Source organism: Pseudonocardia sp. ICBG1293 (assembly GCF_020131355.1).
Taxonomy (GTDB): domain Bacteria; phylum Actinomycetota; class Actinomycetes; order Mycobacteriales; family Pseudonocardiaceae; genus Pseudonocardia.
In genome coordinates, this window is sequence record NZ_JAHLEL010000047.1 from 135,265 (window position 1) to 161,482 (window position 26,218).

At 73.7% G+C, this 26,218-nt stretch carries 24 protein-coding genes and 1 pseudogene; 16 read left to right on the forward strand and 9 right to left on the reverse strand.

Annotation, left to right across the window (positions count from 1 at the left end):
• Nucleotides 1–28: 28 nt before the first annotated feature.
• From KPF47_RS23920 to KPF47_RS23940, 5 genes and pseudogenes are all read right to left on the reverse strand, one after another.
• Nucleotides 29–907, reverse strand: a complete 879-nt coding sequence (locus KPF47_RS23920) for a type IV toxin-antitoxin system AbiEi family antitoxin domain-containing protein (RefSeq protein ID WP_224391048.1) — start codon at nt 905–907, stop codon at nt 29–31.
• A 325-nt stretch (nt 908–1,232) separates the two neighbouring features.
• Nucleotides 1,233–2,066, reverse strand: a complete 834-nt coding sequence (locus KPF47_RS23925) for an IclR family transcriptional regulator (protein WP_224391049.1) — start codon at nt 2,064–2,066, stop codon at nt 1,233–1,235.
• Between the two features lie 9 nt (nt 2,067–2,075).
• The gene (allB, locus tag KPF47_RS23930; protein WP_224391050.1) at nt 2,076–3,485 is read right to left on the reverse strand and encodes an allantoinase AllB; all 1,410 of its coding nucleotides are present in this window, start codon (nt 3,483–3,485) and stop codon (nt 2,076–2,078) included.
• Nucleotides 3,482–4,217: pseudogene (locus tag KPF47_RS23935) on the reverse strand (aspartate/glutamate racemase family protein). Before KPF47_RS23935 ends, allB begins: the two are co-directional and overlap by 4 nt.
• Entirely contained in the window at nt 4,217–5,755 is a 1,539-nt protein-coding gene (locus tag KPF47_RS23940) for an NCS1 family nucleobase:cation symporter-1 (protein WP_224391051.1), read from the reverse strand. Before KPF47_RS23940 ends, KPF47_RS23935 begins: the two are co-directional and overlap by 1 nt.
• Nucleotides 5,756–5,980: 225 nt before the next feature.
• Between KPF47_RS23940 and KPF47_RS23945 the strand changes: the two genes are divergently transcribed.
• From KPF47_RS23945 to alc, 6 genes are all read left to right on the forward strand, one after another.
• Nucleotides 5,981–6,373 (forward strand): amidase, encoded by a 393-nt coding sequence (locus KPF47_RS23945; RefSeq protein ID WP_224391052.1) that lies wholly within the window; start codon nt 5,981–5,983, stop codon nt 6,371–6,373.
• 80 nt (nt 6,374–6,453) lie between these two features.
• Entirely contained in the window at nt 6,454–7,242 is a 789-nt protein-coding gene (locus KPF47_RS23950) for a hydroxypyruvate isomerase family protein (RefSeq protein WP_224391053.1), read from the forward strand.
• Nucleotides 7,239–8,135, forward strand: a complete 897-nt coding sequence (locus KPF47_RS23955; RefSeq protein ID WP_224391054.1) for an NAD(P)-dependent oxidoreductase — start codon at nt 7,239–7,241, stop codon at nt 8,133–8,135. Before KPF47_RS23950 ends, KPF47_RS23955 begins: the two co-directional genes overlap by 4 nt.
• Nucleotides 8,132–9,922 (forward strand): glyoxylate carboligase, encoded by a 1,791-nt coding sequence (gcl, locus tag KPF47_RS23960; protein WP_224391055.1) that lies wholly within the window; start codon nt 8,132–8,134, stop codon nt 9,920–9,922. Before KPF47_RS23955 ends, gcl begins: the two co-directional genes overlap by 4 nt.
• Nucleotides 9,919–11,100, forward strand: coding sequence for a glycerate kinase (locus KPF47_RS23965; RefSeq protein WP_224391056.1), 1,182 nt, complete (start codon nt 9,919–9,921; stop codon nt 11,098–11,100). Before gcl ends, KPF47_RS23965 begins: the two co-directional genes overlap by 4 nt.
• Entirely contained in the window at nt 11,097–12,089 is a 993-nt protein-coding gene (alc, locus tag KPF47_RS23970; RefSeq protein WP_224391057.1) for an allantoicase, read from the forward strand. Before KPF47_RS23965 ends, alc begins: the two co-directional genes overlap by 4 nt.
• 3 nt (nt 12,090–12,092) lie before the next feature.
• On the opposite strand, the gene KPF47_RS23975 is transcribed toward alc, so the two are convergent.
• The 4 genes from KPF47_RS23975 to KPF47_RS23990 form a co-directional block, all read right to left on the reverse strand.
• A complete protein-coding gene (locus tag KPF47_RS23975; protein WP_224391058.1) occupies nt 12,093–12,536 on the reverse strand; it encodes a sodium-independent anion transporter in 444 nt (147 codons plus the stop codon).
• A gap of 339 nt (nt 12,537–12,875) precedes the next feature.
• Entirely contained in the window at nt 12,876–13,313 is a 438-nt protein-coding gene (locus KPF47_RS23980) for a hypothetical protein (protein ID WP_224391059.1), read from the reverse strand.
• Nucleotides 13,310–13,510, reverse strand: coding sequence for a hypothetical protein (locus KPF47_RS23985; protein WP_224391060.1), 201 nt, complete (start codon nt 13,508–13,510; stop codon nt 13,310–13,312). The genes KPF47_RS23980 and KPF47_RS23985 overlap by 4 nt, the downstream gene beginning before the upstream one ends.
• A gap of 185 nt (nt 13,511–13,695) precedes the next feature.
• Nucleotides 13,696–14,379 (reverse strand): oxaloacetate decarboxylase, encoded by a 684-nt coding sequence (locus KPF47_RS23990; RefSeq protein WP_224391061.1) that lies wholly within the window; start codon nt 14,377–14,379, stop codon nt 13,696–13,698.
• Nucleotides 14,380–14,603: 224 nt separating this feature from the next.
• Here KPF47_RS23990 and KPF47_RS23995 point away from each other — a divergent pair, with 224 nt between their 5' ends.
• The 10 genes from KPF47_RS23995 to KPF47_RS24040 all read left to right on the forward strand — a co-directional run bounded on the left by KPF47_RS23995 (nt 14,604) and on the right by KPF47_RS24040 (nt 26,192).
• Nucleotides 14,604–15,836, forward strand: a complete 1,233-nt coding sequence (locus KPF47_RS23995) for an IS110 family transposase (RefSeq protein WP_224389991.1) — start codon at nt 14,604–14,606, stop codon at nt 15,834–15,836.
• A gap of 389 nt (nt 15,837–16,225) precedes the next feature.
• Nucleotides 16,226–16,882 carry a GntR family transcriptional regulator gene (locus tag KPF47_RS24000; RefSeq protein ID WP_224391062.1) on the forward strand — a complete coding sequence of 219 codons (657 nt, stop codon included), beginning with the start codon at nt 16,226–16,228 and terminating at the stop codon, nt 16,880–16,882.
• A complete protein-coding gene (locus KPF47_RS24005) occupies nt 16,879–17,520 on the forward strand; it encodes an isochorismatase family protein (RefSeq protein ID WP_224391063.1) in 642 nt (213 codons plus the stop codon). The genes KPF47_RS24000 and KPF47_RS24005 overlap by 4 nt, the downstream gene beginning before the upstream one ends.
• Entirely contained in the window at nt 17,521–18,603 is a 1,083-nt protein-coding gene (locus KPF47_RS24010; protein ID WP_224391064.1) for an LLM class flavin-dependent oxidoreductase, read from the forward strand.
• 163 nt (nt 18,604–18,766) lie between these two features.
• Entirely contained in the window at nt 18,767–19,567 is an 801-nt protein-coding gene (locus KPF47_RS24015) for an IclR family transcriptional regulator (protein WP_224391065.1), read from the forward strand.
• 151 nt (nt 19,568–19,718) lie between these two features.
• A complete protein-coding gene (locus KPF47_RS24020) occupies nt 19,719–20,573 on the forward strand; it encodes a D-isomer specific 2-hydroxyacid dehydrogenase family protein (protein WP_224391066.1) in 855 nt (284 codons plus the stop codon).
• A gap of 66 nt (nt 20,574–20,639) precedes the next feature.
• Nucleotides 20,640–22,187, forward strand: coding sequence for an ABC transporter substrate-binding protein (locus tag KPF47_RS24025; RefSeq protein WP_224391067.1), 1,548 nt, complete (start codon nt 20,640–20,642; stop codon nt 22,185–22,187).
• Nucleotides 22,184–23,122: an ABC transporter permease gene (locus KPF47_RS24030; protein ID WP_224391068.1), complete on the forward strand. Its 939-nt coding sequence runs from the start codon at nt 22,184–22,186 to the stop codon at nt 23,120–23,122. Before KPF47_RS24025 ends, KPF47_RS24030 begins: the two co-directional genes overlap by 4 nt.
• Entirely contained in the window at nt 23,119–25,146 is a 2,028-nt protein-coding gene (locus KPF47_RS24035) for a dipeptide/oligopeptide/nickel ABC transporter permease/ATP-binding protein (protein WP_224391069.1), read from the forward strand. Before KPF47_RS24030 ends, KPF47_RS24035 begins: the two co-directional genes overlap by 4 nt.
• Entirely contained in the window at nt 25,143–26,192 is a 1,050-nt protein-coding gene (locus KPF47_RS24040) for an oligopeptide/dipeptide ABC transporter ATP-binding protein (RefSeq protein WP_224391070.1), read from the forward strand. The genes KPF47_RS24035 and KPF47_RS24040 overlap by 4 nt, the downstream gene beginning before the upstream one ends.
• The last annotated feature ends 26 nt before the right edge of the window (nt 26,193–26,218 follow it).

A 26,218-nucleotide genomic window follows, 5' to 3' on the forward strand; every position in this document is an offset into this window, starting at 1 on the left:
TCCGGCGCCGGATCCGGCACCGGACCCCTCAGGCGGCGCGATCATGCACGGCCCGGCGGATGCGGGCGACGGTCCCGCCCGGCCGGTCGTGCACGTCGGACCAGGTGAACCGCAGCACCGTCCACCCGGCTGCGACCAGTGCGTTCTGCTTGCGACGGTCGGCCCTGAACCGCTCCGGGTCGCTGTGCCAGGCCCAGCCGTCGACCTCCACCGCCACCCGCGCCGCGGGGAACGCGAGGTCGATCGTCCAGGGCCCGAACGGCATCGCCCGCACGAGCCCGGGGAGCCGGGCGTCGCGCAGCAGCCGCAGCAACCGTCGTTCCAGGGCCGAGTCGGCCCGGTCCCCCGCCGCGACGAGCAGCCGCACGGCCGCCGCGACGCCAGGGGTGCCGGCCACCCGGCAGTACGCCGCGTGCAGCTCGTCGTAGGACACCCACCGCTGCAGCGCCCGGTCGAGGAACGTGGTCCCGGCGTCGCCCGGCAGCACGGCGGCGGTCTCCAGCACGGTCAGCGGCGTCGCGGTCACGACGATCCCCCGGTGGACGACCCGGTCGGCCGGGCCCAGGCTGCGGCGACGCAGACGCACTCCCGGCCGCCGGGCCCGCTGCACCGTCGGCGGGACGGCGAGCAGCACCTCGGCCGGGGCACCGGGACGCAGCCCCAGCCAGTACGCGGCCGCGGGCCCGGTCACGACGCAGCGGGCGCCGCCCCAGAGCCACGCCGCCCGGACCCGGGTCTCGTCGGTGACCCGGTGACCGGCGACCAGGTAGACCCCGGGGTGCCGCGCCCGCCAGGCACCGGAGGACACCCGTCGCGCGACGGTGCGGGCCGGAACGCCGTAGGCGATCGCCTGGGTCCGGGTGACCAGGCCGCCCTGCCGGACCAGCAGCCGTTCCAGATCGGTCATCGGGACAGGATCATGCGCCGGCCCGGTTCCCGGGTGCGAACGCCGGACCCGGTTCGCGCCCGCGAACGGTGGGGCCCGGGGACGTGACGTCCACCGAGCGGTCGGTGGTCGTCACCGGCGAGGCATCACGTGCCGGATGCAGCACCGAATCCCTCACCGGCCGCGATCACCACGGACCAGCCGGGCCCCGCTCCCAGCGATGATCGCCACCGGCGAGGGATCGGGTGCCGGATCCGGCACCGGCCTACTCATCGGTCGCGATCACGGCGCGTCGCCGCCGGTATCCGGGGCCGGCGGCCCGGCCTCTCCTCACACGGGGACGATCTCAGGCCCCGGCCGCGTCCTGCCGGGCCAGCTCCGCCACCAGCGCATCGGCCACGGACTGCAGCTTCGGCACGGCGGAGTCGAGCAGGGCGTCGGTCATCCGGGTCGTCGGACCGGAGATGGACACCGCCGCGGGCAGCGGGCTGTCCAGGGCGACGGCGACGCAGCGCACCCCGAGTTCCTGCTCCCCCTCGTCGACGGCGTACCCGGCGGCCCGGACCTTGTCGAGCTCGGCGGCGTACTCCTCGGGCGAGGTGATGGTGTTGTCGGTGTGTCGGACGAACTCGGTGTGCCGCAGGATCTCGCGCGCCCGCTCGACCGGCATCCTCGACAGCAGGGCCTTGCCGACGGCGGTGCAGTGCGGCGACACCCGTCGCCCCACCTCGGTGAACATCCGCATCGAGTGCCGGCCGGGCTCCTGGGCGACGTAGACGACCTGGTTGCCCTCCAGCAGCGCCAGGTTCGCGCTCTCCCCCAGGTCGTCGACCAGCGCCGCGAGCCGGGGCCGGGCCCACATGCCCACCAGACGACCGGCGGTGTCGCCCAGGCGCACCAGGCGGGGGCCCAGGGCGTACTCCCGGGAGGACTGCTGGCGGACGTAGCCGCGCCCGGCGAGGGTCCGGACGAGCCGGTGGATGGTCGGCAGCGGGAGCCCGGAGGTGGCCGCGAGGTGGGACAGGCTGACCGTCCCGCCCGCGTCGGCCATCGCCTCCAGCAGGTCCACGGCCCGCTCCACGGACTGCACGGCCCCCGAGCGTGCCGGCGCGGCCGCGGCACCGTCCACGGCGGCGTCCGCGGCGGCACCGACACGGCTGTCGGGATCGTTCTTCCGCATGACGGAAGTCTAGCCCTGCTCGGACGGTGCGGCGGGGACGTCGGGGGCCTCCACGGCGCCCGGCGCGCCGGTCACCCGCTCCACCGACCCGCGGCGCAGCAGCCGGCCGTGCGGCTCACCGGCGACGTCGACGTCGCGCCCGCCCAGGACGGTGCGCCGGACCACGCCGGACAGCGACCGGCCGGCATAGGCGCTCACCTTGTTCTTGTGGTGCAGCCGGTCCGGGTCGACGACGTAGGCGGCGTCGGGGGCGAAGACCGCGAGGTCGGCGTCGTAGCCCAGCGCGATCCGGCCCTTGGAGCGCAGCCCGACCAGGTCGGCCGGCTTCGACGCCATCCACTGCACCACCTGCGCGAGCCCGATGCCCCGCCGGCGTGCCTCGCTCCACACCAGCGACAGGCCCAGCTGCAACGACGACACCCCGCCCCAGGCGAGCCCGAAGTCACCGGAGTCGAGCAGCTTCAGCTCGACCGTCGACGGCGAGTGGTCGCTGACGATGCAGTCGATCGTCCCGTCGAGGAGCCCCTCCCAGAGCAGCTCCCGGTTGGACGCCTCGCGGATCGGCGGGCAGCACTTGTGGGTGGTGGCGCCGTCGGGGATCTCCTCGGCGAACAGCGTCAGGTAGTGCGGGCAGGTCTCGGCGGTGATCCGGACGCCGTCGCGGCGCGCGGTGGCGATCATCGGCAGCGCGTCGGAGGAGGACACGTGCAGCACGTGCGCACGCGCCCCGGTCCAGCGGGCGCGCTCGATGACCTCGGCGATCGCCAGGTTCTCCGCCCCGCGCGGGCGCGAGCGCAGGAAGGTCTCGTAGCGCGCGCCGTGCGGGGTGGGGGCCTTCTCGATGGCCCGGGAGTCCTCCGCGTGCACGATCATGACGGCGTCGAACGTGGCCAGCTCGGCCATGTCGCGCTCCATCTCGTCGGCGTCGAGCGGCGGGAACTCGTCGACGCCGGAGTGCAGCAGGAAGCACTTGAAGCCGAAGACCCCCTCGTCGTGCAGGCCGCGCAGGTCCCCCAGGTTGCCCGGCACCGCGCCACCCCAGAACCCGACGTCGACGAACGCCTGGTGCTCGGCGACCTTGCGCTTGACCTCCAGCGCGGCGACGTCGACCGTCGGCGGGATCGAGTTCAGCGGCATGTCGACGATGGTGGTGACCCCGCCGGCCACGGCGGCCCGGGTCGCCGAGGCGAAGCCCTCCCACTCGGTGCGGCCGGGCTCGTTGACGTGGACGTGGGTGTCGACGAGGCCGGGCAGCAGCACCTCGTCGTCGGCGAGATCGATCACCCGGGCGCCGTCGAGGCCGTTGCCCAGCGGCTCGATCGCGACGATCCGCCCGCCGGTCACGCCGATCTCGCGGGGCTGCTCGCCGGCGGTGGTCATGATCCGCTGTCCGCGGACCACCAGGTCGTAGCTGGTCATGGCAACTCCAGGGGGAATCCGGTGATCTTCTTGGTCCGGGGGGCCGCGTAGGTGCGGGCCTTCGAGGTGCTCAGGCGCAGGCGCACCAGCGACTCGGCGACGGTCACCGCGGCCTGCACCCCGTCGACGACCGGCACGCCGGTTTCCCCCCCGCACCTTCTCCTCCAGGCCCGCCATGCCGCCGCAGCCCAGGCAGATCACCTCGGCGTGGTCGTGCTCGACGGCCAGCCGGGCCTGCTCGACGATCGCGGCGACCGCGCGGGCGGGGTCCTGCTCCAGCTCCAGCACCGCGAGGCCGGAGGCACGCACCGAGGCGCACCGCCGTTCCAGCCCGGCGACCAGCAGACGGTCCTCGATGAGCGGGACGGTGCGGTCCAGTGTGGTCACGACCGCGTAGCGGTGGCCGAGGTACATCGCGGTCGCCGCGGCGGCCTCGGTGATGTCGACGACGGGCACGTCGAGCATCTCCTGCAGTCCCTCCCGGCCGTGCTCGCCGTAGCCGGCCTGGATCACCGCGTCGAACGGTTCGCCGGAGGCGGCGTACCGCGCGACGGCGTCGGCGACCCCGACCGCGGCCAGGTAGCTCTCCAGGTTGCCCTCGACCGACTCGGCGCCGAACCGCGGTGTGAGCCCGACGATCTCGGTGCCGGGGGCGGCGACCGACCGCGCGGAGGCGGCGATGGCCTCGGTCACCGACCCGGTGGTGTTCACGTTGACGACGACGATGCGCACTAGTGCCCCCCGGTGGGTGCCACGGCCAGGGACTCCCCGGACACCGCGTGGTAGATCCGTCCGCGCGGGGCCACGAGCACGGTCAGCAGCGCGGCGAGCCCGGCACCGAGGAACCAGCTGAACGGGGCGACCGGCTCCAGGGCGGGGACGAACCCGACGGCGACCGCGACCAGCGCCGACGGCACGAACACCGCGACCGCGCGCCGGTTGACCCCGCCGCGGTAGTGGTAGGCGCCGGTGCTCGCGTCCGTGTAGAGCGCGGGCACGTCGATCCTCCCGCGGCGCACCAGCCAGTAGTCGGCCATCACGATCCCGAACAGCGGGCCGAGCAGGGCGCCGAGGACACCCAGGAAGTAGGTGATCACGATCGGCGAGTCGTACAGGTTCCAGGGCAGGATGACCAGTCCGATCAGCGCGCTCACCACACCGGCGCGGCGGAAGTCCAGCACCCGCGGGACCAGGTTGGACAGGGCGTAGCAGGGGGCCACGAAGTTCGCCATCAGGTTGACCGCGATCGTCAGGATCAGCAGCGCCGCCGAGGCGAGCAGCAGCAGCGGCGTGTTCGGGATGGTGTTGACGACGTCGGCCGGGCTGGCGATCACCTGGCCGCCGATCCGCAGCTGGCCCCCGGCCAGCACCACCACGACCACGCCGAAGAACAGCGTGTTGGGCAGGATCCCCCAGAAGCTGCCGCGCCGGCCCGCGCCGGTGGACACCGCGCCGCGGGTGAAGTCGCAGAAGTTCAGGACGAACGTGCCGTAGATCGCCGTCCACAACGACGCCCCGGCCAGGATCTGCACCCACATCGCGCCGCCGGTCAGCGGGTCGGGCACCGACAGCGCGATGTCACCGCCGGTCTGCCAGAGCACCCATCCGGCGAGCGCGGCGAGCGTCACCAGCACGATCGGCCCGGCGACGGCCTCGTAGCGGCGGATGCCGTCCATGCCGCGCAGCAGGATCGCCACCTGCACGACCCACAGCACGAGGAAGCAGATCCAGCCCAGCACCGACAGACCGAGGAACGACACCTGTTCCAGCCCGCCCGCACCGGGGGCCACGGCGAGGACCATCACGACGAGGACCTGGGTGGCGAGGTAGGTCTGGATGCCGAACCAGGCGATCGCGACCGCGCCCCGGACCAGCGCGGGGAGCTGCGCGCCGCGGACGCCGAAGGAGATCCGGCTCATGACCGGGAACGGCAGTCCCGTGCGGTAGCCCATGTACCCGGCGACGGTGAGCAGCACGAACAGCACCAGCGCACCGATGCCGAGCGAGACCAGGATCTGCCACGCCCCCAGGCCGAGCGCGAACAGGCCGAGCGCGAAGCCGTAGTTGCCCAGGCTGTGCACGTCCACGGCCCACAGGGTGAAGATGTTGTAGGCCTTCCACGACCGGCCCTCGACGGTGGTGGGAGCGAGGTCGCGGTTGTAGAGCCGGGGGCTCGGTTCCCCCACCGGTTCCCCGGCGACGGGCACGGCGGCCACCCGCTCACCGGTCGGGGCGGGGGCGGATCGGTCGCTCGTTCCGGGTCCCGTCATCGGGGCCACCTCGGTTCCCACGTCGTGGCGCATCGAATGTGACGCGCTGATTTCCGCGATGTGAAACGAATCTCTTACGTTGCGGAATCACGCTATGGCGCCGGTCACGCAAGCGTCAAGGGGTCGCCGACGACCGCGATGCTTGACAGCCCTCCGGCGCCGTGGTCCGATTCACATCGCACAACGGAATCACTTTTCCGCATTGCGGAATGATCGGAGGTCCGGGTGACTGCCCTGTTCTGTTCCGGTGACGCGATGCGCGGCGGCCGGCTCCACCACAACGTGTCCGCCCACCCGTTCCTGGGTGCCGTCCGGACCGCTCCGCACTACCGCATGTACTCGGTCCGCGACCAGTTCCCGGCCCTGACCGAGGACCCCTCCGGCGGCGTCCCGCTCGCCGGCGAGATCTACGACGTCCCGCTCTCGGCGATCCGCACCGACTTCCTGCCCGACGAGCCGCCGGAGCTCGAGCTCACCGTCATCGAGCTCGAGGACGGCCGCGACGTGCTCGCCGTCGGGCTGCGGCCCGGCGTACGGGAGCGCCAGCACGACGAGCTCACCGACATCACCGCCCACGGCGGCTGGCGGGCCTACCGGGGCCTGCCCGAGCCCACCTGAGCACCGCGCTCCGGGCACCGCACCGCGAGAGCACCGCATTCCGAGAGCACCGCACCGTCCTCGACGAGGAGGCCCCTGAAGTGCGCTACACCGTCAACTGCTCGATCGTCCTCGGTGACCTGCCGCTGCTGGCGCGACCCGCGGCCGCCGCGGCCGCCGGGTTCGACGCCGTCGAGTTCTGGTGGCCGTTCACCGGCTCCGTGCCCGGCGACCGCGAGGTCGACGCCTTCGTCCGTGCCGTCGCCGACGCCGGGGTCACGCTGACCGGGCTCAACTTCGCCGCGGGCGACATGCCCGCCGGGGAGCGCGGCATCCTCTCCGACCCCGCCCGCTCGGGCGAGTTCGCCGACAACGTCGCCGTCGCCGTCGGGATCGGCGAACGGCTCGGCACGCTCGGGTTCAACGCCCTCTACGGCAACCGCCGCGACGACCTGGACCCGCGGGTCCAGGACGAGACCGCGACCCGCAACCTGACGCTGGCCGCCGAGGCCGCCGCCCGGATCGGCGCCGTCGCGCTGCTCGAGCCGGTCAGCGGGGTCGACGCCTACCCGCTGCGGACCGCCGACGACGCCGTCGCCGTGCTCGACCGGGTCGGGTCGCCGCACCTGCGGCTGCTCCTCGACGTCTACCACCTCGCCGTGAACGGCGACGACCCCGCCGCCGCGATCGACCGCCACGCCGACCGGATCGGGCACGTCCAGATCGCCGACGCCCCCGGGCGCGGCGAGCCCGGCACCGGGGACCTGCCGATCACCGACCTGCTCGCCCGGGTCGTCGCTGCCGGCTACGACGGTCCGGTCAGCCTCGAGTACAAGCCCGTCACCGCCGACCCCTTCGGCTGGCTGAGCCGGGAAGGAGCGTCCGCATGAGCGGCACCGACACCCCCACCGTCGCGTTCGTCGGCCTCGGCATCATGGGCGGCCCGATGGCCCGCCACCTGGTGGACGCCGGGCACGATGTCGTCGGCCACAACCGCAGCCCGGCCAAGGCGCAGGCCCTCGCCGCGGACGGCGGCCGCGCGGCGTCGACCGTCGCCGAGGCGGTCGCGAAGGCCGACGTGGTCGCGCTGATGCTGCCGGACTCGCCCGACGTCGTCGACGTCTGCACCCGTGAGGGGGGCGTGTTCGACACCGCGCAGCCCGGCACCCTGGTGGTCGACTTCTCCACGATCCGGCCCGACGTGGCCCGCGACCTCGCCGCCCGCGCCACCGAGCGCGGCCTGCGGATGCTCGACGCACCGGTCTCCGGTGGTCAGGCCGGTGCGGAGAACGCCACCCTGTCGATCATGGTCGGTGGTGAGGCCGACGCCGTGGCCGCCGCCCGCCCGCTGCTCGAGGTCGTCGGCGCCACGGTCGTGCACGTCGGCCCGTCCGGGGCCGGGCAGACGGTGAAGGCCGCGAACCAGCTGATCGTCGCCGGGAACATCGCCCTGCTCGCCGAGGCGGTCGAGTTCCTGCGGGCACACGGCGCCGACCTCGACGCCGCCGTGGAGGTGCTCGGCGGCGGGCTCGCGGGCTCGAAGGTCCTCGACCAGAAGGCGCCGAGGATGCTGTCCGGGGACCACTCCCCCGGGTTCCGGATCGACCTGCACCACAAGGACATGGGCATCGTCGCCGACTCCGCCCGTGAGGCCGGGGTGGTCGCCCCGGTCGCCGCGCTCGTGGCCCAGCTCGTCGCCGCGACCCGCGCCGCAGGCGACGGCGGCCTCGACCACTCCGCCCTGCACCGCACCGTCCGCCGGCTGAACGGGGACCCGTCATGACCCGCATGACCGCGGCCGAGGCCGCCGTCCGCATCCTCGAGGCCGAGGGTGCCACCCAGGCCTTCGGCGTCCCCGGCGCGGCGATCAACCCGTTCTACGCCGCGCTGCGCGCCCGCGGCACGGTCGGCCACGTCCTGGCCCGCCACGTCGAGGGTGCCTCGCACATGGCCGAGGGCTTCACCCGCTCCGGGCCCGGCAACATCGGCGTCTGCATCGGCACGTCCGGTCCCGCGGGCACCGACATGGTCACCGGCCTGTACTCGGCGTCGGCGGACTCGATCCCGATCCTGGCGATCACCGGGCAGGCCCCGGTCGCGCGGCTGCACAAGGAGGACTTCCAGGCCGTCGACATCGCGGCGATCGCCGCGCCGGTCACCAAGATGGCGATGACGGTGCGCGAGGCCGCGCAGGTCCCGGGTGCCTTCGCCCAGGCGTTCCACCTGATGCGGTCCGGCCGGCCCGGCCCGGTGCTGCTCGACCTGCCGGTCGACGTGCAGCAGACCGTCATCGACTTCGACCCGGACACCTACGCCCCGCTGCCGGTGCACCGGCCCGCCATGACCGCGCCGCAGGCCACCCGGGTGCTCGACCTGCTCGCCGAGGCCGAGCGACCGCTCATCGTCGCCGGCGGCGGGATCGTCAACGCCGACGCCGCGGCCGAGCTCGTCGAGCTGGCCGAGATCCTCGGTATCCCGGTGGTCCCGACCCTGATGGGCTGGGGCACGATCCCCGACGACCACCCGCTCGCCGCCGGGATGGTCGGGCTGCAGACCGCGCACCGGTACGGCAACGCCACCTTCCTGGAGTCCGACACCGTGCTCGGGATCGGGAACCGGTGGGCCAACCGGCACACCGGCGGGCTCGACACCTACCGGCGCGGGCGCCGCTTCGTCCACGTCGACATCGAGCCGACCCAGATCGGGCGGGTCTTCGCCCCCGACTACGGCGTGGTCTCCGACGCCGGCGCCGCGCTGCGGGCGCTGCTGGTGCAGGCCCGCCGCCGTCGTGACGCCGGTGACCTGCCGGACCGCTCGGCGTGGGCGCGGTCCTGCCGGGAGCGCAGGGCGACGCTGCTGCGCCGCACCGACTTCCCCCATGTCCCGATCAAGCCGCAGCGGGTCTACCAGGAGATGAACCGGGTGTTCGGCCCGGAGACCCGCTACGTGACCACGATCGGGCTGTCCCAGATCGCCGCCGGCCAGTTCCTGCACGTCTACCGGCCCCGGCACTGGGTGAACTGCGGCCAGGCCGGGCCGCTGGGCTGGACCATCCCGGCCGCGCTGGGTGCCGTCGTCGCCGAGCCGTCGACGCCGGTCGTGGCCCTGTCGGGGGACTACGACTTCCAGTTCATGCTCGAGGAGCTCGCGGTCGGCGCCCAGTTCGGGCTCGGCTACGTGCACGTGGTCGTCAACAACTCCTACCTCGGGCTGATCCGGCAGGCGCAGCGCGCGTTCGACATGGACTACGAGGTGTCGCTGGCCTTCGACAACATGCACGCCGACGAGGAGACGACCGGTCTGCCGAAGGGCTACGGCGTCGACCACGTCCGGGTCGCGGAGGGGCTCGGGTGCGTGGGGCTGCGGGTCACCGACCCGGACGAGCTCGCGACCACCCTGCGCCGGGCGTCGCAGCTGGCCCGCGAGCACAAGGTGCCGATCGTCGTCGAGGTCGTGCTGGAGCGGGTCACCAACATCGCGATGGGCACCGAGATCGACGCCGTCACCGAGTTCGAGGACCTCGCGCAGACCCCCGCCGACGCCCCGACCGCGCTCGCCCACCTGCCGTGAGCCGACCCGACCGGGGCACGGTCCTGCTGGCCCCGGACAAGTTCAAGGGCTCGGTGGACGCGGCCGCCGTCGCCGCGGCACTGGCCGCCGGCATCGCCGACGCCGAACCGGGCCGCGCGGTCCGGTGCTGTCCGGTCGCCGACGGCGGTGAGGGCACCGTCGCCGCGGCACTCGCCGCGGGCTGGGAGCCGGTCAGGACCACCGCGACCGGCCCCACCGGGACCCCGCTCACGGCCGTCTGGGCCCGGACCGGCACGCGTGCGCTGGTCGAGCTGGCGTCGACGTCCGGTCCGGCCGCGCAGCCCGGTGGGGTGCGCGACCCCGGTGGTGCGGGCACCGAGGGGCTGGGCACCGTGCTGGCCGCGGCGCTCGACGCCGGCTGCACCGACGTCGTCGTCGGGCTGGGCGGTAGCGCGACCACCGACGGCGGTGCCGGGCTGCTGCGCGGCCTCGGCGCCCGCGTCCTGGACGCGGCCGGTGCCGAGGTGGGCCGCGGTGGCCTCGCCCTGGCCCGCGCCGACCGGCTGGACCTGTCCGGGCTGCACCCGCGGCTGACCGACCCCGCGGTGCGGGTGCGGGTCGCCGCCGACGTCGACAACCCGCTGCTCGGCCCGCACGGGGCCGCCGCGGTCTACGGACCGCAGAAGGGCGCCGACCCCGCCCTGGTGAGAGCCCTGGACACCGCACTCGCCCGCTGGGTGCGGGTGCTCGCCGCCGCCACCGGGACCGACCCGGACCGGCTCGCCGCGGCGGCCGGCGCGGGTGCCGCGGGCGGTGCCGGGCTCGCCCTGACCGCCGCCTGCGGAGCACGCACCGCGCCGGGCGTCGGCACCGTCCTGGAGCTCACCGGCTTCCACGACGCGCTGGCCGGGGCGACGCTGGTCGTCACCGGCGAGGGCAGGCTCGACGCCCAGACCCTGCACGGCAAGGCCCCGGCCGGGGTCGCCGCGGCCGCCGGCGCGGCCGGGGTGCCGGTCGTGGCCGTCGCCGGGCAGGTGGTGCTCGACCCGGACGCGGCCCGCTCCGCCGGGTTCACCGCCACCTACGCTCTGACCGACCTGGCCCGCGACCAGCGCGCGGCGATCACCGACGCCGTGGCGCTGCTGCGCCGGGTCGGCGCCCGGGTCGCCACCGACCACCCGTTCCCCACCCGTCGCACGATCAGGAGCAGCCCGTGACCGACCCCTCGCTCATCGACCTGGCCTCCCGCGCGCTCGGCGGCTCCGTCGTCGCCGCCAACGACGAGTTCTTCGCCCAGCGCGAGAACCTGATCACCGCCGCGCCGCCGCGGTTCGACCCCGACGAGTTCGGTCTCAAGGGCAAGGTCTACGACGGCTGGGAGACCCGCCGGCGCCGCGAGCCCGGCCACGACTGGGCACTGGTCCGGCTCGGGGCGCCCGGCACCGTCGACCACGTCGTCGTCGACACCGCCTTCTTCCGGGGCAACTACCCGCCGGAGATCGCGGTCGAGGCGGCCGACGTCGAGGGCTACCCGTCGCCCGAGGACCTGCTGAAGGCCGACTGGTTCGAGCTCGTGGGGCGCTCGGCCTGCGCCGGGGACACCGCGAACGTCTACCCGGTCGCCTCGGGGCGCCGGGTCAGCCACGTCCGGCTGGTCATGCACCCCGACGGCGGGATCGCCCGGTTCCGGGTGCTCGGCCGGGTGCTGCCCGACCCGCGATTCCTCGAGGGCACGGTCGACCTGCTGGCCGCCGAGAACGGCGGGTACGTCACCGGCTGCTCGGACGAGTTCTACTCCTCCCCCGGCAACCTGGTGCTGCCCGGGAAGGCCCGGCACATGGGCGAGGGCTGGGAGAACGCGCGGCGCCGCGACGGCGGCAACGACTGGGTCGAGTTCGCGCTCGCCGCGGGCGGCGTGCCGCGGCACGTGGAGGTCGACACCACCTGGTTCGTCGGGAACGCCCCCGGCTGGGTGTCGATCAGCACCCGGGACGAGCGGAGCGGCGGGTCGTGGACGGTGCTGCGGGAACGCGAGCGGGTGCAGCCCGACACCCGGCACCGGTTCCTGCTCCCCGGTGCCGCACCGGCCACCCACCTGCGCCTGGACGTGTTCCCCGACGGCGGGCTGTCCCGCCTGCGGTGCTGGGGCGAGCTCGACGACGACGGCGCGGCCACGGTACGGCGCGCTCTCGACGCGGCGGGCTGACCGTCACCGGGCCGGCCGGTCGGCGACGCGGCCGTCGCCGGTGCGGCGGGGCCCGGGCACCGTCCCGGCGCCGGGTCGTGCCGCGGTCAGCGTCCGGACGGCGACCTCGGCGGAGGGGAAGGCGCTGCAGCGCTGCAGCACCTCCCGGGCGCGCAGCGGCAGCAGCTCCGCCCGGCCGCCGCAGCCGGCCAGGTGCAGCCGCACGCCGTCGGCGCGCGAGCGGGCCACCACCGACCCCAGGTTCTCGGTGGCGGGACCGTCGAACGCGTTGACCCCGGCGAGGTCCACCACGACGTGCCCCGGGATGCGCCCGCACCGGGCCTGGGCGTCGAGGATCCGGGCCAGTGCCTCGACACCGGCACGGTCCAGCCGCCCGGACACCCGGATCAGCCGCACCCCCGGGCCCGCCGTCTCGACCGCCAGCCCGATCGCCGTCTGCGCCGTCACGTCCGCCTCCTCGCCCGCCACCGGGCCCACACGGGTCCGGCACCCGGGAGCTTCCCGGTGTCGGGCGGGCTACACCCGGACGGACGGCTGGATCGATCGGGTGATCGGCTGGATCGATACGGTCACCCGTCTCGGGTGAATCGGACCGACCCGCCCCCCTGACGTGATATACATCACCGGCGCGAGCCACCGGCCTCCCCGCCGGTGCCCGTCCGCCCACCGCGGGCCGCGCACCCCGAGGACCCACCGCCCGTCGCTGGGGAGCGGACGGGTGGCCGCCCCGGCCGGGGCCGGCGGATTCGGGACCGCCGACCCCGGCCGACACGGCCCCGACGACGATCAGGCCGGGCGGTGCCCCGGTCCCGTCGCGGGCCCGCCGACGGCACGGGGCAGGCGTGGTGGCACACCGGCCCGCTCGGCGGGATGCGGCCGACCGGCGCCGAGGGCCGGCCGGGGCGGGGCCGGGCGCAGCCGGCCACGACTCGCGGCCAGGAGCACCTCGACGACGGCCTCGAACGAGGGATACCGGCCGTCGGGGAGCGGCAGGAGCTCCTGGCGGACCACCCCGCTCACCCCCCACGCCTCGGCCTCGGCCAGCACCTGCCAGCGGTGGGCGGGCCACCGCAGGCCGGCCAGCACCGGCGCGAGGTTCTCCCGCAGCCGCTCCGGGTCCGTCGAGGACACCGGCACGGGCGGCACCGGCGGCACGGGTCCGCGGGGCGGCACCGGCGTGCGGATCGGGCGCCACGCGCGGCCCGGGGCGGGCGGCGCGCTCACGCGGCCCACCCCGGCTCCGGCTCGGAGAGCTGGGCACCGCTGCACGCCGGGTCTCCGTCGAGGTGCCGGTAGGAGAAGGTGGGCCTCTCCAGCGGGGCCGCGGGGTCGGAGTGCCGGAAGATCCGGCAGACCGAGCCGTCCGCGACCGACGACCAGCACCGTTCGCAGATGCGGAGCCGGGGAGTGTTCTGCTGCACGATCCACCGCCTGGGGCGATTCCGGGACCCTGCCCGCCCGCCCCGTTCCGGTCGACGTCCGCGGGCCGGCAAGGTCATCCACCGCCGAGTGTGGTGCACGACATATCGACCCGCCACTCGTGACCGTGTAGCGACCTCCACCTCCGTACAGGGAGTGCCCGCGGCCCGCGGAGGGGATCCGGTCGCTACCCGTCGGCGCGGTAGCGCTGCTCCAGCTCCCGGACCTCCTCGATCCCGGCCAGCTCGGCGAACGCGTCGAGACCACCCAGCCGGTCGAGCAGCGACGCGGGGGTGCCCTCGGCGCGCAGCCGCGCCAGCAGTTCCCGCATCCCGGCCGTCGCCGCGAGCAGGGTCCCCACCGGGAACAGCACCAGCGCGAAGCCGAGCTCGGCGAGCCGGTCGCGCGACAGCGGCGGGGTGCGCCCACCCTCGGCCCAGTTGAAGACCAGCCGGTGCCCCGCCAGCGAGGTCGCGACGGTCTCGATGTCGCGCTCGGAGGTCGGCGCCTCCACGAACAGCAGGTCGGCGCCGGCGTCGGCGAAGCGCCGGGCGCGGTCGATCGCGGAGTCCAGCCCGTCGACGGCGGCGGCGTCGGTGCGCGCGATCACCAGCAGGTCCGGGTCGGTGCGGGCGTCGACCGCGGCCCGCACCTTCGCGGCCATCTCCGCGGCGGGGACGACCTGCTTGCCCGCGAGGTGCCCGCACCGCTTGGGCATGACCTGGTCCTCCAGGTGCAGGGCGGCGACACCGGCCCGCTCGTAGTCGCGGACGGTCCGGATGACGTTGAGCGGGTTGCCGTAGCCGGTGTCGGCGTCGGCGATGAGCGGCAGGTCGACCGCGTCGGCGAGCCTGCCGGCGTGTGCGGCCATCTCCGCCCCGTTACCTTCTTGATCAAGCCCGCTGAGGGCTTGCAGGCCGCCGGCCGCGGTATGACTGACTGCCCCTGTCGCCCGATGATCTGGGGGGTGTTGTCGCCGTGGCCGGAGGGCGCCAACGACCGCTGATAGAGACCTGACCCGTGTGGTCTGCTCGTAACGTGGCTGCCGGCGCGGGTGCTCGTGGTCGGCCTGCCGCGACGAGAAGGGAGCGGCGGTTGCCCGATCCTGACCAGCACCCGACCGGGTTCGCGGTGTTCTGCGGCCCGGACGTGGGCAAGTCCGAACACCACGCCTGCGCGGTCGACACCAACGGGAAGCGGGTGCACGACAAGGCCCTGCCCAACGACGAATCGGCGCTGCGCACCGTGCTGTCCGGGCTGGCCGAGCACGGCGCGGTGCTGATGGTCATCGACCAGCCCGCCTCGATCGGAGCGCTGGCCATCGCCGTCGCTCGTGATCTGGGGATCACGGTGGCCTACCTGCCCGGGCTGGCGATGCGCCGCATCGCCGACCTGCATCCCGGGCAGGCCAAGACCGACGCCCGCGACGCCCACGTGATCGCCGAGGCCGCCCGGACGATGCCGCACACCCTGCGCCGGGTCGGCACCGACGACGAGACCCTCGCCGAACTCACTGTGCTCGCCGGTTACGACGATGACCTGGCTGGGCAGAGCACCCGGCTGACGAACCGGCTGCGCGACGCCCTGCTGCATGTTCATCCCGCCCTGGAACGCCTGCTCGGGCCACGCCTGGACCGCGGTGGCGTGCTCGACCTGCTCGCGGCCGCGCCCACCCCGCAAGCCCTGCGAGAGCTCGGCGCTGACGGGATCGCCGAGACGATGCGGGCCCGGTCGCCTCGACTGGCCCGCACCCTTCCCGCCCAGATCCTGACCTCGCTCGACGCCCAGAGCCTGACCGTTCCCGGCACGGCCGCGTTCGCCCGTGTCATCACCGGCGTCGCCGGGCAGCTGCGCCAGGTCCACACCGAACGCGACCAGCTCGCCGACGAGCTCGAAGCCCGCCTGGAGGCCCACCCTCTTGGACCGGTCCTGACCTCGATGCCCGGACTCGGGGTCAGGACCGCCATCAAGATCCTCACCATCGTCGGCGACGGCTCCGGGTTCCCCACCGCCGGGCACCTCGCCGCTTACGCCGGCCTCGCCCCAGTCACCCGCCGCTCCGGCACCTCGATCAAAGGCGAAACCCGATCCCAGCGCGGCAACCACGCCCTGAAATCCGCGCTGTTCCTGTCCGCATTCGCCGCCCTGGCCGACCCCGCCAGCCGCGCCTACTACGACCGCAAACGAGCCGCCGGCAAACGACACAACGCCGCCCTGATCTGCCTCGCCCGACGCCGCACCGACGTCATCTACGCCATGCTCCGCGACCGCCGCCCCTACAACCCGCCCACGGTCAACAACCCCGATCCAGAACTCGCCGCCGCTTGACGAACCCATAGAGACACCCCCCCCGAGGAGACCGACGTCGGGCCGGCCGAGCAGCCCGGCCGTCGTGCCGAACCCGGTCATGTAGACCACGTCGAACCCGGCCTGTTCGACCAGGCGCGCGGACAGCGCGTCGTAGGCGCCGGGGGCGAGCACCGGAGTGCCGCCGTCGAGCAGAGCACGCAGCCGCGCACGCCGGTTCCCGGGTCGGCTGAGCAGGTCCGCCACGGCGAGGTCCCTTCGTCGAAACCGGCCGGGCGCACCCGGCCGTTGTGTACATCCATCTCCGAGTCTGCCTGTCATCGCCACGTAACAACAGGTCGAAGGCTTGTGCGTGACCCGGCGCACTCGTAGTTTGCATACACAGTGTCCCGCTGCTGCCGGAGGTGACGATGGCCGACACGGCTCCCCGCCGCGCCTCCGAGCGCGCCCAGGCCGCGCTGCGCGAACAGATCCTCACCGGCGCGCTCGCCGGGGGCACCCACCTCGGCGAGGTCGAGCTCGCCGAGCGCCTCGGGGTGTCCCGCACCCCGGTCCGCGAGGCGCTGACCCGGCTCGCCGCCGAGGGACTGGTCGAGCTGCACCCGCACCGTGGGGCCCGGGTCGCCCGGTTCTCCGAGGCCGACCTCGACGACGCCTTCGCCGTCCGCACCGCGCTCGAACCGCGGGCGGTCGCGCTGGCCGCCGCCCGGGCGAGCGCCGCGGACCTCGACGAGCTCGACGACCTCGCCACCCGCATGGCGGCCGTCGGTGGCCCGGGTCCCGGCCAGGACCTCGACGCCCTGGTCGCGCTGAACCGCCGCTTCCACGCCCGCCTGGTCGAGATCGCCGACACCCCCGCGCTCGCCTCCGCACTGGCCGGTGTGGTGCACGCACCGGTCGTGCTGCGCACCTTCCACACCTACGACGCGGCGTCGCTGGCCCGCAGCCTCGCCCACCACGTGGAGATCGTCGCCGCGTTGCGCGCCGGGGACGGTCACTGGGCCTCCGCCGTGATGGTCAGCCACCTGGCGAACGCCCGCGCCGTCATGACCGGGGACCGCCGGTGACCGCGCCGGGGGCGGACCCGCACGGAGCACCATTCTCCGGGCGGGTCGGCTGGGGCACGGCTCCGGCGGTCGTCGTGGTCGACGTGGTGGCCGCCTACACCGAGCCGGACGGGCCCTTCTTCCTCGGTGACCCCGCCACGGCGGACCGCGTCCGGCGCGGCTGCAGCGCCGTGGTCGCGGCGGCCCGGGCCGGCGGCCATCCCGTCGTCTGGACGGTCGTGCGCTACGCGGCCGACCTCGCCGACGCCGGGTTCTTCGCCGCGAAGGTCCCCGCCCTGTCCTGTTTCGCCGAGGGCGCGCCCGGCGGCTGGGGACGGCTCGTCCTCGACCCGGCGCCGGGCGAGACGGTGCTGGTCAAGCAGCACGCGTCGGCCTTCGCCGGCACCTCGCTCGCGGCGACGCTGCGGGCCTGCGGGGTCGACACCGTCGTCGTCGCCGGGGTGTCGACCTCGGGCTGTGTGCGGGCCACCGCCACCGACGCCCTCGCGGCCGGGTTCCGACCGGTCGTCGTCGCCGACGCCTGCGCCGACCGCGATCCGGACGTGCACGCCCACAACCTCGCCGACCTCGACGCCAAGTACGCCGACGTCGCCGACCTGCCCAGCACCGTCGCACAGCTGTCCACCCCGGAGGTCTGAGTGCACTACGGCGTCTTCATCCCGAACGCGACCAACGGCTACATCCTGTCCACCGGCAGCCCGCAGTACCGGCCGAGCTTCGCCCACAACGTGGCGATCACCCAGGAGGCGGAGCGCCAGGGGCTCGACTTCGTCCTCTCGATGATGAAGCACCGCGGGTCGGGCGGGCCGAGCGACTTCTGGGGCGAGTGCCTGGAGTCGTTCACCCTGTTCGGCGGGCTCGCCGCGGTGACCGAGCGGATCGGTCTCTACCCCTCGGTGACCACCCTGGCCACCCACCCGATCATGGCCGCCCGGATGGTGGCGACGATCGACGAGATCTCCGGTGGCCGCTGCGGGCTCAACATCGTGACCGGCTGGAACAAGCCCGAGTACACGCAGATGGGGCTGTGGCCCGGCGACGAGTACTTCGCGCGCCGCTACGCCTACGCCGCCGAGTACGTCCGGGCACTGCGTGCGTTGTGGAGCGAGGGCACCGCGACCTTCGACGGCGAGTTCTTCTCCTTCGACGACGCCGACATGCGCCTCAAGCCGCTGCACACCCCGACCATCGTCTGCGCCGGCCAGTCACCGGCCGGCCAGGCGTTCACCGCCGAGCACGGCGACCGCAACTTCATCATGGCCGAGCGCTCGAAGGTCGGCGACATCGCCGCGGGGGTACGCCGGCTGGGCGACGAGCGGGGCCGCGACGTCGGCACCTACGCGCTGTACTGCATCATCGCCGAGGAGACCGACGACGAGGCCGACCGGCTGTGCGCGCACATCGTCGAGAACGCCGACCTCGAGGCGATCAGCTACATGACCACCGGGGCGTCGCTGGACACCAACCCGGACGGCACCTCCGCCCAGCTGCTGGCCTCGCTGGAACGCCCGGCGTCGGAGGGGAACATGGCGTTCCTGTCGCTGCCGGTGGTGAAGGGCTCCTACGAGCGGGTCGCCGCCCAGCTCGACGAGATCGCCGCGACCACCGGGATCGACGGCGCCCTGCTCACCTGGCCCGACTTCGTCGACGGCGTCACCAAGTTCGGCGAGCGGGTGAAGCCCCTGCTGAAGGAGGCGGCGCAGCCGGTCGTGGGCCGCTGAGGCGGCGCGCCCACGCTCCTCACCGACTCGCCGCGATGACGGGGCACGATCAGTGTCACGATGCACGCGCGCGGCGGGTCGCGACCGACAGGCCCGTCCGATCGTCCGCGAGCCCCGCACGGGTCACGGGACGCCGGAGTGGGAAGGGCTGGTGGGCACGAACGTGGACACAGCGACGGAGCCGGGAGCCCAGGAAGCGCATGAGCGTCCCGACCCACCCTCCACCGTCCTGCAGCGCGGTCTGCTCGTACTCGAGGCCGTGGCCCGGTCGGCCAACCGCAGGGGTGTCGGTGTCACGGCGATCTCCGCCGAGACCGGACTGGACAAGTCGACCGCCTCGCGTCTGCTCGCGCAGCTGCGCGAGGCCGGGTACGTCCGTCAGGACGGGTACCGTCGCTACCGGCTGACCGCCAAACTGAGCGAGCTCGGCGCGGGGTACTCCGAGGTCGAGGATCTGCGGGTGGTCGCCCGCCGGCATCTGGAAGTGATGCACGAACGCTTCGACGAGGAGATCCATCTCGCCGTCCTCGACGGCGGCCTCATGACGTTCATCGACTACATCGGATCGTCCCAGCTGGTGCGGTCGCACCTGACCGGCCGCCAGCGACCCGTGCACGAGACGGCGGCGGGACGGGCGATCCTGGCGCACCTGCCGCACGAGACACGGGTTGCGGTCCTGCACAGCTCCGCGGAGGGCGAGGGACAGGTGCTCTCCGACGAGTACGTGCGCGCCACCCTCGTCGAGCTCGACGAGGCCCGCGACCGCGGCTGGGCGGGCTACGACCGGGCCGACGACGTCATCCGCTATGCCAGTGCGGTCTTCTCCGCCGACGGGGAACCCGTCGCCGCCGCGTGCATCTCGGGACCCAGCTTCCGGCTGCTGCCCCAGGGCGACGCCGTGGCAGCAGCCGTGATCGAGGCCGCTGCGGCGACCTCCCGGGACCTGGCCGGGGAGAATCACTGAGCAAGAAGCTGTTGCGTTCAGTGAGATAACCTTTGTACGGTCGTGCTCGGTCACCGATGAGGGTGACCATCCGACGGGTGTCTCCTTCGCGCCCGGTGAGGAGAGCGCGTCGATGCCGGTTCCGGTGGCAGTGGCTCCCACGGTGCACGAGATGCTGGTGCGTGCGATCGAGGACGGTGGCGGTCGTTTCGAACCCGATCCCGCGCGGGCCCGGGGCCTGCAGTGGGTCGGCAAGGACCCCGTCGAACTCCGTCGTCTGCTGGAATCCTGCCCGGGGATCGAGTGGGTGCAGCTGTCGGGAGCCGGCGTCGACAGGTGGACGGCCGACGGCGTCGTCGCGGACGGCCGCATCTGGACCAGCGCGAAGGGCGCCTACTCCGAGCCCGTCGCCGAACACGCACTCACCCTCCTGAGATCACTCCCGCAGCGGGTGCGGGCCACCTCCTGGGGTTCTCCGACCGCGGTGACCCTGTACGACGCGCACGTGGTCCTGGTGGGGGGATCAGGGGGCATCGGCCGGGAGTTCGCCCGGCTCGTCGAGCCCTTCCGCGCCCGGGTCACGACCGTCCGGCGCAGCCCGGAGCACGAGCACGAGCACCCCACCGACCGGCTGCACCGACTCCTCCCCGACGCGGACGCCGTCGTCGTCGCGTGCGCACTGACCCCCCGGACCCGCCACCTGATCGACGAGGCGGCCCTGCGCGCGATGCCGCGGCATGCCGTGCTGGTCAATGTCGCGCGGGGCCCGGTCGTCGACACCACCGCCCTCGTCCGGGCACTCGACTCCCGCTGGATCGCGGGGGCCGGGCTGGACGTCACCGATCCCGAACCGCTGCCCGACGGCCACCCGCTGTGGGGCCGCTCGGACTGTCTCGTCACCCCGCACACCGCCGACACCCCGGACATGATCCGGCCGCTCCTGGCGGAACGCCTCCGGGACAACGTCGCCCGCATGCTGCGGGGTGAGCGGCTCACCGGCGTCATCGACCCGGAGGCCGGCTACTGACGACGCGGACCGTCCGGTTCCGCGCTGCGAACTCCCTCATTCCCCGCGACGAAGCGGAGACACATCGTGAACAGTCCCGACCGTTCCGCACGGCGCCGCACGGGTGCCCGCCGGATCGCGATCGTCCTGACGACGGCCCTCACGGTCGCCGCGTGCGGTGGCGGCGGTGGACCGACCGACACCCTCTCGATCGGCTACTCGTTCGCCACCGAGACCTTCGACCCGGTCTACGCCATCGCCGGCGCCCAGGGCAGCGCTCACATCGACGCGCTCTACGGTTCGCTGCTGGAACGGGGAGAGGACCAGGAGCTGGCACCCGGTATGGCCGAGTCCTGGGAGTGGGTCGACCCCACCACCCTGGTGCTGCGGCTCCGGGAGGGCATGACCTTCACCGACGGCGAGGTCTTCGACGCAGCGGCGGTCAAGACCTACTTCGACTACTTCAGGGAGGCGCCCAACGCCCCGTACGGCAGGCTCGACGCGGTCGACGAGGTCGTGGTCGAGGACCCGTACACCGTCAGACTCGACCTGGACACCCCGGACCCGACACTGCTCAACTCCCTCGTCGGACACGCGGGATCGGTGCCGAGCCCGCTAGCGATCGAGGCCGGCGACCTGGAGATCAATCCGGTAGGTGCCGGTCCCTACACGCTGGACCAGAGCCGGACCACCCCGGACAGCGTCTACACCTACCGCAAGAACCCGGACTACTGGGACGCCGCAGCCTTCGAGTTCGAGACCCTCGAGCTGCGCGTCTACACCGACGCCAACGCCATGTACAACGCGCTGGTCTCCGGTCAGGCCGACGTCGGCTACGGCGACGCGTCGAACGTGGCTGCCGCCGAGAACACCGACCTGGAGATCCACTCGCAGCCGCACAACGCCAACGGCATCCAGATCTTCGACCTCGCGGGCGACGACCACCCGCAGCTGGCCGACGTACGGGTGCGCCGGGCGATGCAGCTGGCGGTCGACCGGCAGGCGATCATCGACACCACGTTCCAGGGCCGCGGGACACCGAGTGTCCTGACCTTCACCCCGGGTACGGGCCCGGGCTACGACGAGTCGCTGCTGGACTACTGGCCCTACGACCCGGACGAGGCGCGGCGCCTGCTCGCGGAGGCGGGCCAGAGCGGGGGCTTCGCCTTCGAGGCGGTCACCCTGGCCAAGGACCAGCCGATGGCCGAGGCCGTGGCGGGTTACCTGTCCCAGGTCGGGATCACCATGAACCTCGTCGTACGCCCACCCGGGGAGACGGCGAACACCGACATCGGCGCGTACACCGCGGCGGCCGCCGCCCGTGGGCTCTCCGACGGCTACGCCACCCCCGACCTTCTCTACCTGGGCCCGGTGAAGGCGTCCAACCAGCGCGGCTACGAGGTCGCGGAGATCCGCACGCTGTACGACGCGATGCTCCTCGCCCAGGGCGAGCGGCAGGACCAGCTGATGCGCGACATCGCCCGGGTCGCGGTCGAGGGCGCCTACAGCATCCAGGTCGGCTACGTGGACTCGATGACCTACTACGACCCCGAGGTGCTCGAGGGCGTGCACGTGCTGCCCGGTCACGGGGGTCCGTACCTCCTGAACGGTCTGCGCCGCGCGGAGACCACATGATCCGGTACGCCGTGCGCCGGCTCCTCTACTCCGTCCCCATGCTGTTCGGTATCGCGTCCCTGGTGTTCGTACTGCTCAACGCCCTCCCGAACGACATCGCGGAGCGTCGGGCGGGCGACGAGGCGTCACCGGAGGCGATCGCGGCGATCCGGACCGAGCTCGGTCTGGACCGACCGCTCCCGGAGCGCTACGGCGAGTGGGTGGCCGCCGTCCTCAGCGGGGACCTCGGGGTCTCCTGGCACAACGGCCAGTCCGTCCTCACCGGGATCGTGCAGACGGCACCGGTGGCCCTGTCCATGATCGTGCTGTCGCTGGTGGTGGCGCTGGCCGTCGGGGTGCCGATCGGGGTGGTGGCCGCGACCCGTGGCGGGTTCGTCGACCGAGGTCTGGTCGGGGCCACGGTCGTGGCCATGGCGGTCCCGAACTTCTGGCTGGCGCTCCTGCTGGTCCTGCTCTTCGGTCTGTCGCTGGGCTGGCTGCCGGCGACCGGGTACGTCGACCTGGCCGACTCGCCGGGCCGGTGGCTCAGCCATCTGGTCCTGCCGGTCGTGGCGGTCGCCACCGTGTCCATCTCGGTGATCGCCCGGCAGACGCGCTCGGCGATGGTGGAGAACCTGGATCGGGACTACGTCCGGACACTCCGTGCCGCCGGCGTGAGCGAACGGTCCGTGGTCTACCGGCATGCGCTGAAGAACGCGGCCACCCCGGTGCTGACCACGTTCGGCATCCAGTTCGTCGCCCTGTCCGGCGGCTCGATCATCGTGGAGCAGGTCTTCGCGGTACCGGGCCTGGGGCAGCACACCCTGACCGCTCTGGCTCGCGGGGACGTACCGGTCGTGCTCGGGATCCTCGTCCTGACCGCCGCCGCGGTCGTCCTGATCAACCTGGCGGTGGACCTCCTCAACGCCGCGGTGAATCCCAAGGTGAGGCTATGAGCAGCGACGTCGCCGCCACTGCGGCCCCCGGTGGACGGCCCGACGGTGGGGCACCCGCGCGCCGAGGGACCAGGATCTCCTGGCTGCTGCGTCGCCCCGGCATCCTCGCCTGCCTGGCCTGGATCGCGCTCGTCTTCGTCGCGAGCAGCGTGGCGAGGCTCCTCGCACTCGGTGAGCCGTTGGAGCAGGATCTGGCCAACGCCCTCGCGGGTCCCAGTGCGGAGCACCCGCTGGGGACCGACCAGCTGGGCCGCGACGTGCTGGACCGGCTGCTGTTCGGCGGGTGGGAGACCCTGCTCAGCGCCGCGCTCGCGGTCGCCATCGCGGTCCCGCTGGGCACCACGCTGGGGTTGCTGGCCGGCTACGTCGGCGGTCCGGTCGACACCGTCGTGAGCTGGCTCCAGGACATCCTCATCACGCTGCCCACCATCCTGGTGCTGCTGGCCGTGGCCACCGTGCTGGGCAACGACATCTGGGCCGCGATGACCGTGCTCGGTGTGCTCATGTCGGCCACCTTCGTCCGGCTGGTCCGCTCACTGACGAGGTCGGTGCGCGAGGAACTCTACGTCGACGCGGCGCGGGTGTCCGGGCTGTCGAACGCACGCATCCTCGGTCGCCACATCCTGCCCAACACCGTCGGCCCCGTGGTCATCCAGGGCTCGGCCGCGCTGGGCACGGCCGCCGTCGTCCAGGCCGGGCTCGGCTTCCTGGGCCTGGGCGCTCCCCCGCCGTACCCGAGCTGGGGCGGCATGATCTCCGAGGCGGCAGGTGCGATCAGCCTGCAGCCGTGGCTGCTCGTCCCCTCCGGACTGATGATCGTGCTGACGGTCCTCGCCCTGAACCTGCTCGGGGACCATCTGCGGGACGAGATGTACGCGTCCCGGCACGGACGGGGTGACGCCGCGCAGCGCACCCGGCGGCACCGGCGTGCCGCGCACGACCTGGCCCGACGCGAGGTGCCGGAGGACCCGGCGGACGAGGCGGGACGCGGCGGGGTGCTGCGTGTCCGCGACCTGCGGGTGTCCTTCCCGCGCGAGGGTGGCTTCGTCGACGTCGTCTCGGGCCTCGATCTGGACATCGCCGCAGGCGAGGCCGTCGGCCTGGTGGGCGAGTCCGGGTGTGGCAAGACCATGACCGGGCTGAGCATGCTCGGTCTGGTGCCCGCACCGGGGGTGGTCAGCGGGCGGATCGAGATCGACGGACGCCGGGTCGCCACCCACGACGGCTCGTTCACCGCCCTCCGGGGGCGGGACGTGGCGCTGATCTCGCAGGAACCGATGGTGGCGCTGGACCCGGTGTTCACCGTCGGCAGCCTGCTCGGCGAGGTCCTGCGCGGGCACGGTTTCGACCGTGCCGGGGCCCGGGTCCGCGCTGCCGAGCTGCTCGAGCTGGTCGGCATCCCGCGGATCGCGACGGTCCTGACGTCGTATCCGCACCAGCTCTCGGGCGGGATGGCCCAGCGGGTGTCCATCGCCGTCGCGCTGGCGGGCGAACCGCGGCTGCTCGTCGCCGACGAACCGACCACCGCCCTCGACGTGACCGTTCAGGCCGAGATCCTGGAACTGCTCCGGCGGCTGCAGACAGAGCTCGGGATGGCGTTGCTGTTCATCACCCACGATCTCGGGGTCGTCGCCGACATCTGCACCCGCACCGTCGTGATGTACGCCGGCGAGATCGTCGAACAGGGCCCCGTCGAGGATCTGTTCGACGGGCCGCGCCACCCCTACACCGGGGCGCTGCTGGCCGCGACGCCGCTGCTGGACGGCGACCACGACCCCATCGGCATCCCCGGCGTCGTCCCGCCGCCCGGCCATTGGCCCGGCCACTGCCGGTTCGCCGGTCGCTGCACGTTCGCCGTCGACCGGTGCCGCGCCGGGCCGATACCCCTCGGGCCCGCCGGCGTACAGCACCTGCACCGCTGTGTACGCGCGGACGAGCTGCTCACCGACCGGGGCGGCGTGGCACCCCGGCCGCCGTTGCCGACCGAGCCGGGCCCCACCCGGATGGAGGTGAGCTCGTCGTGACCGCCGAGCCCCTGCTGGACGTCCGCGATCTCACCGTCGAGTACCGCGTCGCACGCCGGGGGACGCTCCGGGCCGTGCACGGGGTGCATCTCGACGTCCGGGCGGGCGAGACCGTGGGGCTGGTCGGTGAGTCCGGCTCCGGCAAGTCCACGATCGGTCGCGCGGTACTCGGCCTCACCACACCGACGGCGGGCTCGATCCGCTTCGACGGGCGGGAGATCGCCGGTCTCCGGGGACGGCGACGGGCACGGCTCGCCCGGGACCTGCAGGTGGTGTTCCAGGACCCGCTCAGTTCGCTCAACCCGTCGCTCACGGTCGGGGAGCTGCTCCAGGAGCCGCTCCGAGTGGTGCGGCGCGTGTCGCGCAGCGAGGCGGCGACGGCCGTCGGCGACCTGCTCGAGCGGGTGTCACTCCCCCGTGACGCCGCCGGCCGCTATCCCGGGGCGTTCTCCGGCGGACAGCGACAGCGCATCGCGATCGCCCGGGCGCTGTCGATCGACGCACGGCTCATCGTGTGCGACGAGTCGGTCAGCGCGCTGGACGTCTCCACCCAGGCCTCGATCCTCTCGCTGCTGCGTCGCCTGCAGCACGAGCTCGGCGTGGCCTACCTGTTCGTCTCCCACGACATCGCCGTGGTGCGCAACATCTCCCAGCGGATCGTGGTGCTCTACAAGGGCGAGGTCATGGAGCGCGGCCACACCGCCGAGGTCGTCGACCGGCCCTGTCACCCCTACACACGCACCCTGCTCGACGCGATCCCGGTCCCCGATCCGCGTGGGCAGCGGGAGCGACGGGAGCGGCGCCTCGCGGCCCGCGACCGGACCCTCGGCGATCCCCCACCGGTGGCGGATACCGGTACGGGGTGTGTGTTCGCGGCACGGTGCGTCGAGGTCCACGACGTCTGCCGCACCCACGCGCCCACACCGGTCCCGGTCGGGACCCGACAGGTCGCCTGCCACATCTACGACCCGGCCTCCGGCCACCCCCGGGTCGGCGAGCTCACGGAAGGCGCAGCGGACGGCCGTCTCCTCCCCCGGGGCCGGTAGCCACCCCGGACCGATGACACGGCTCC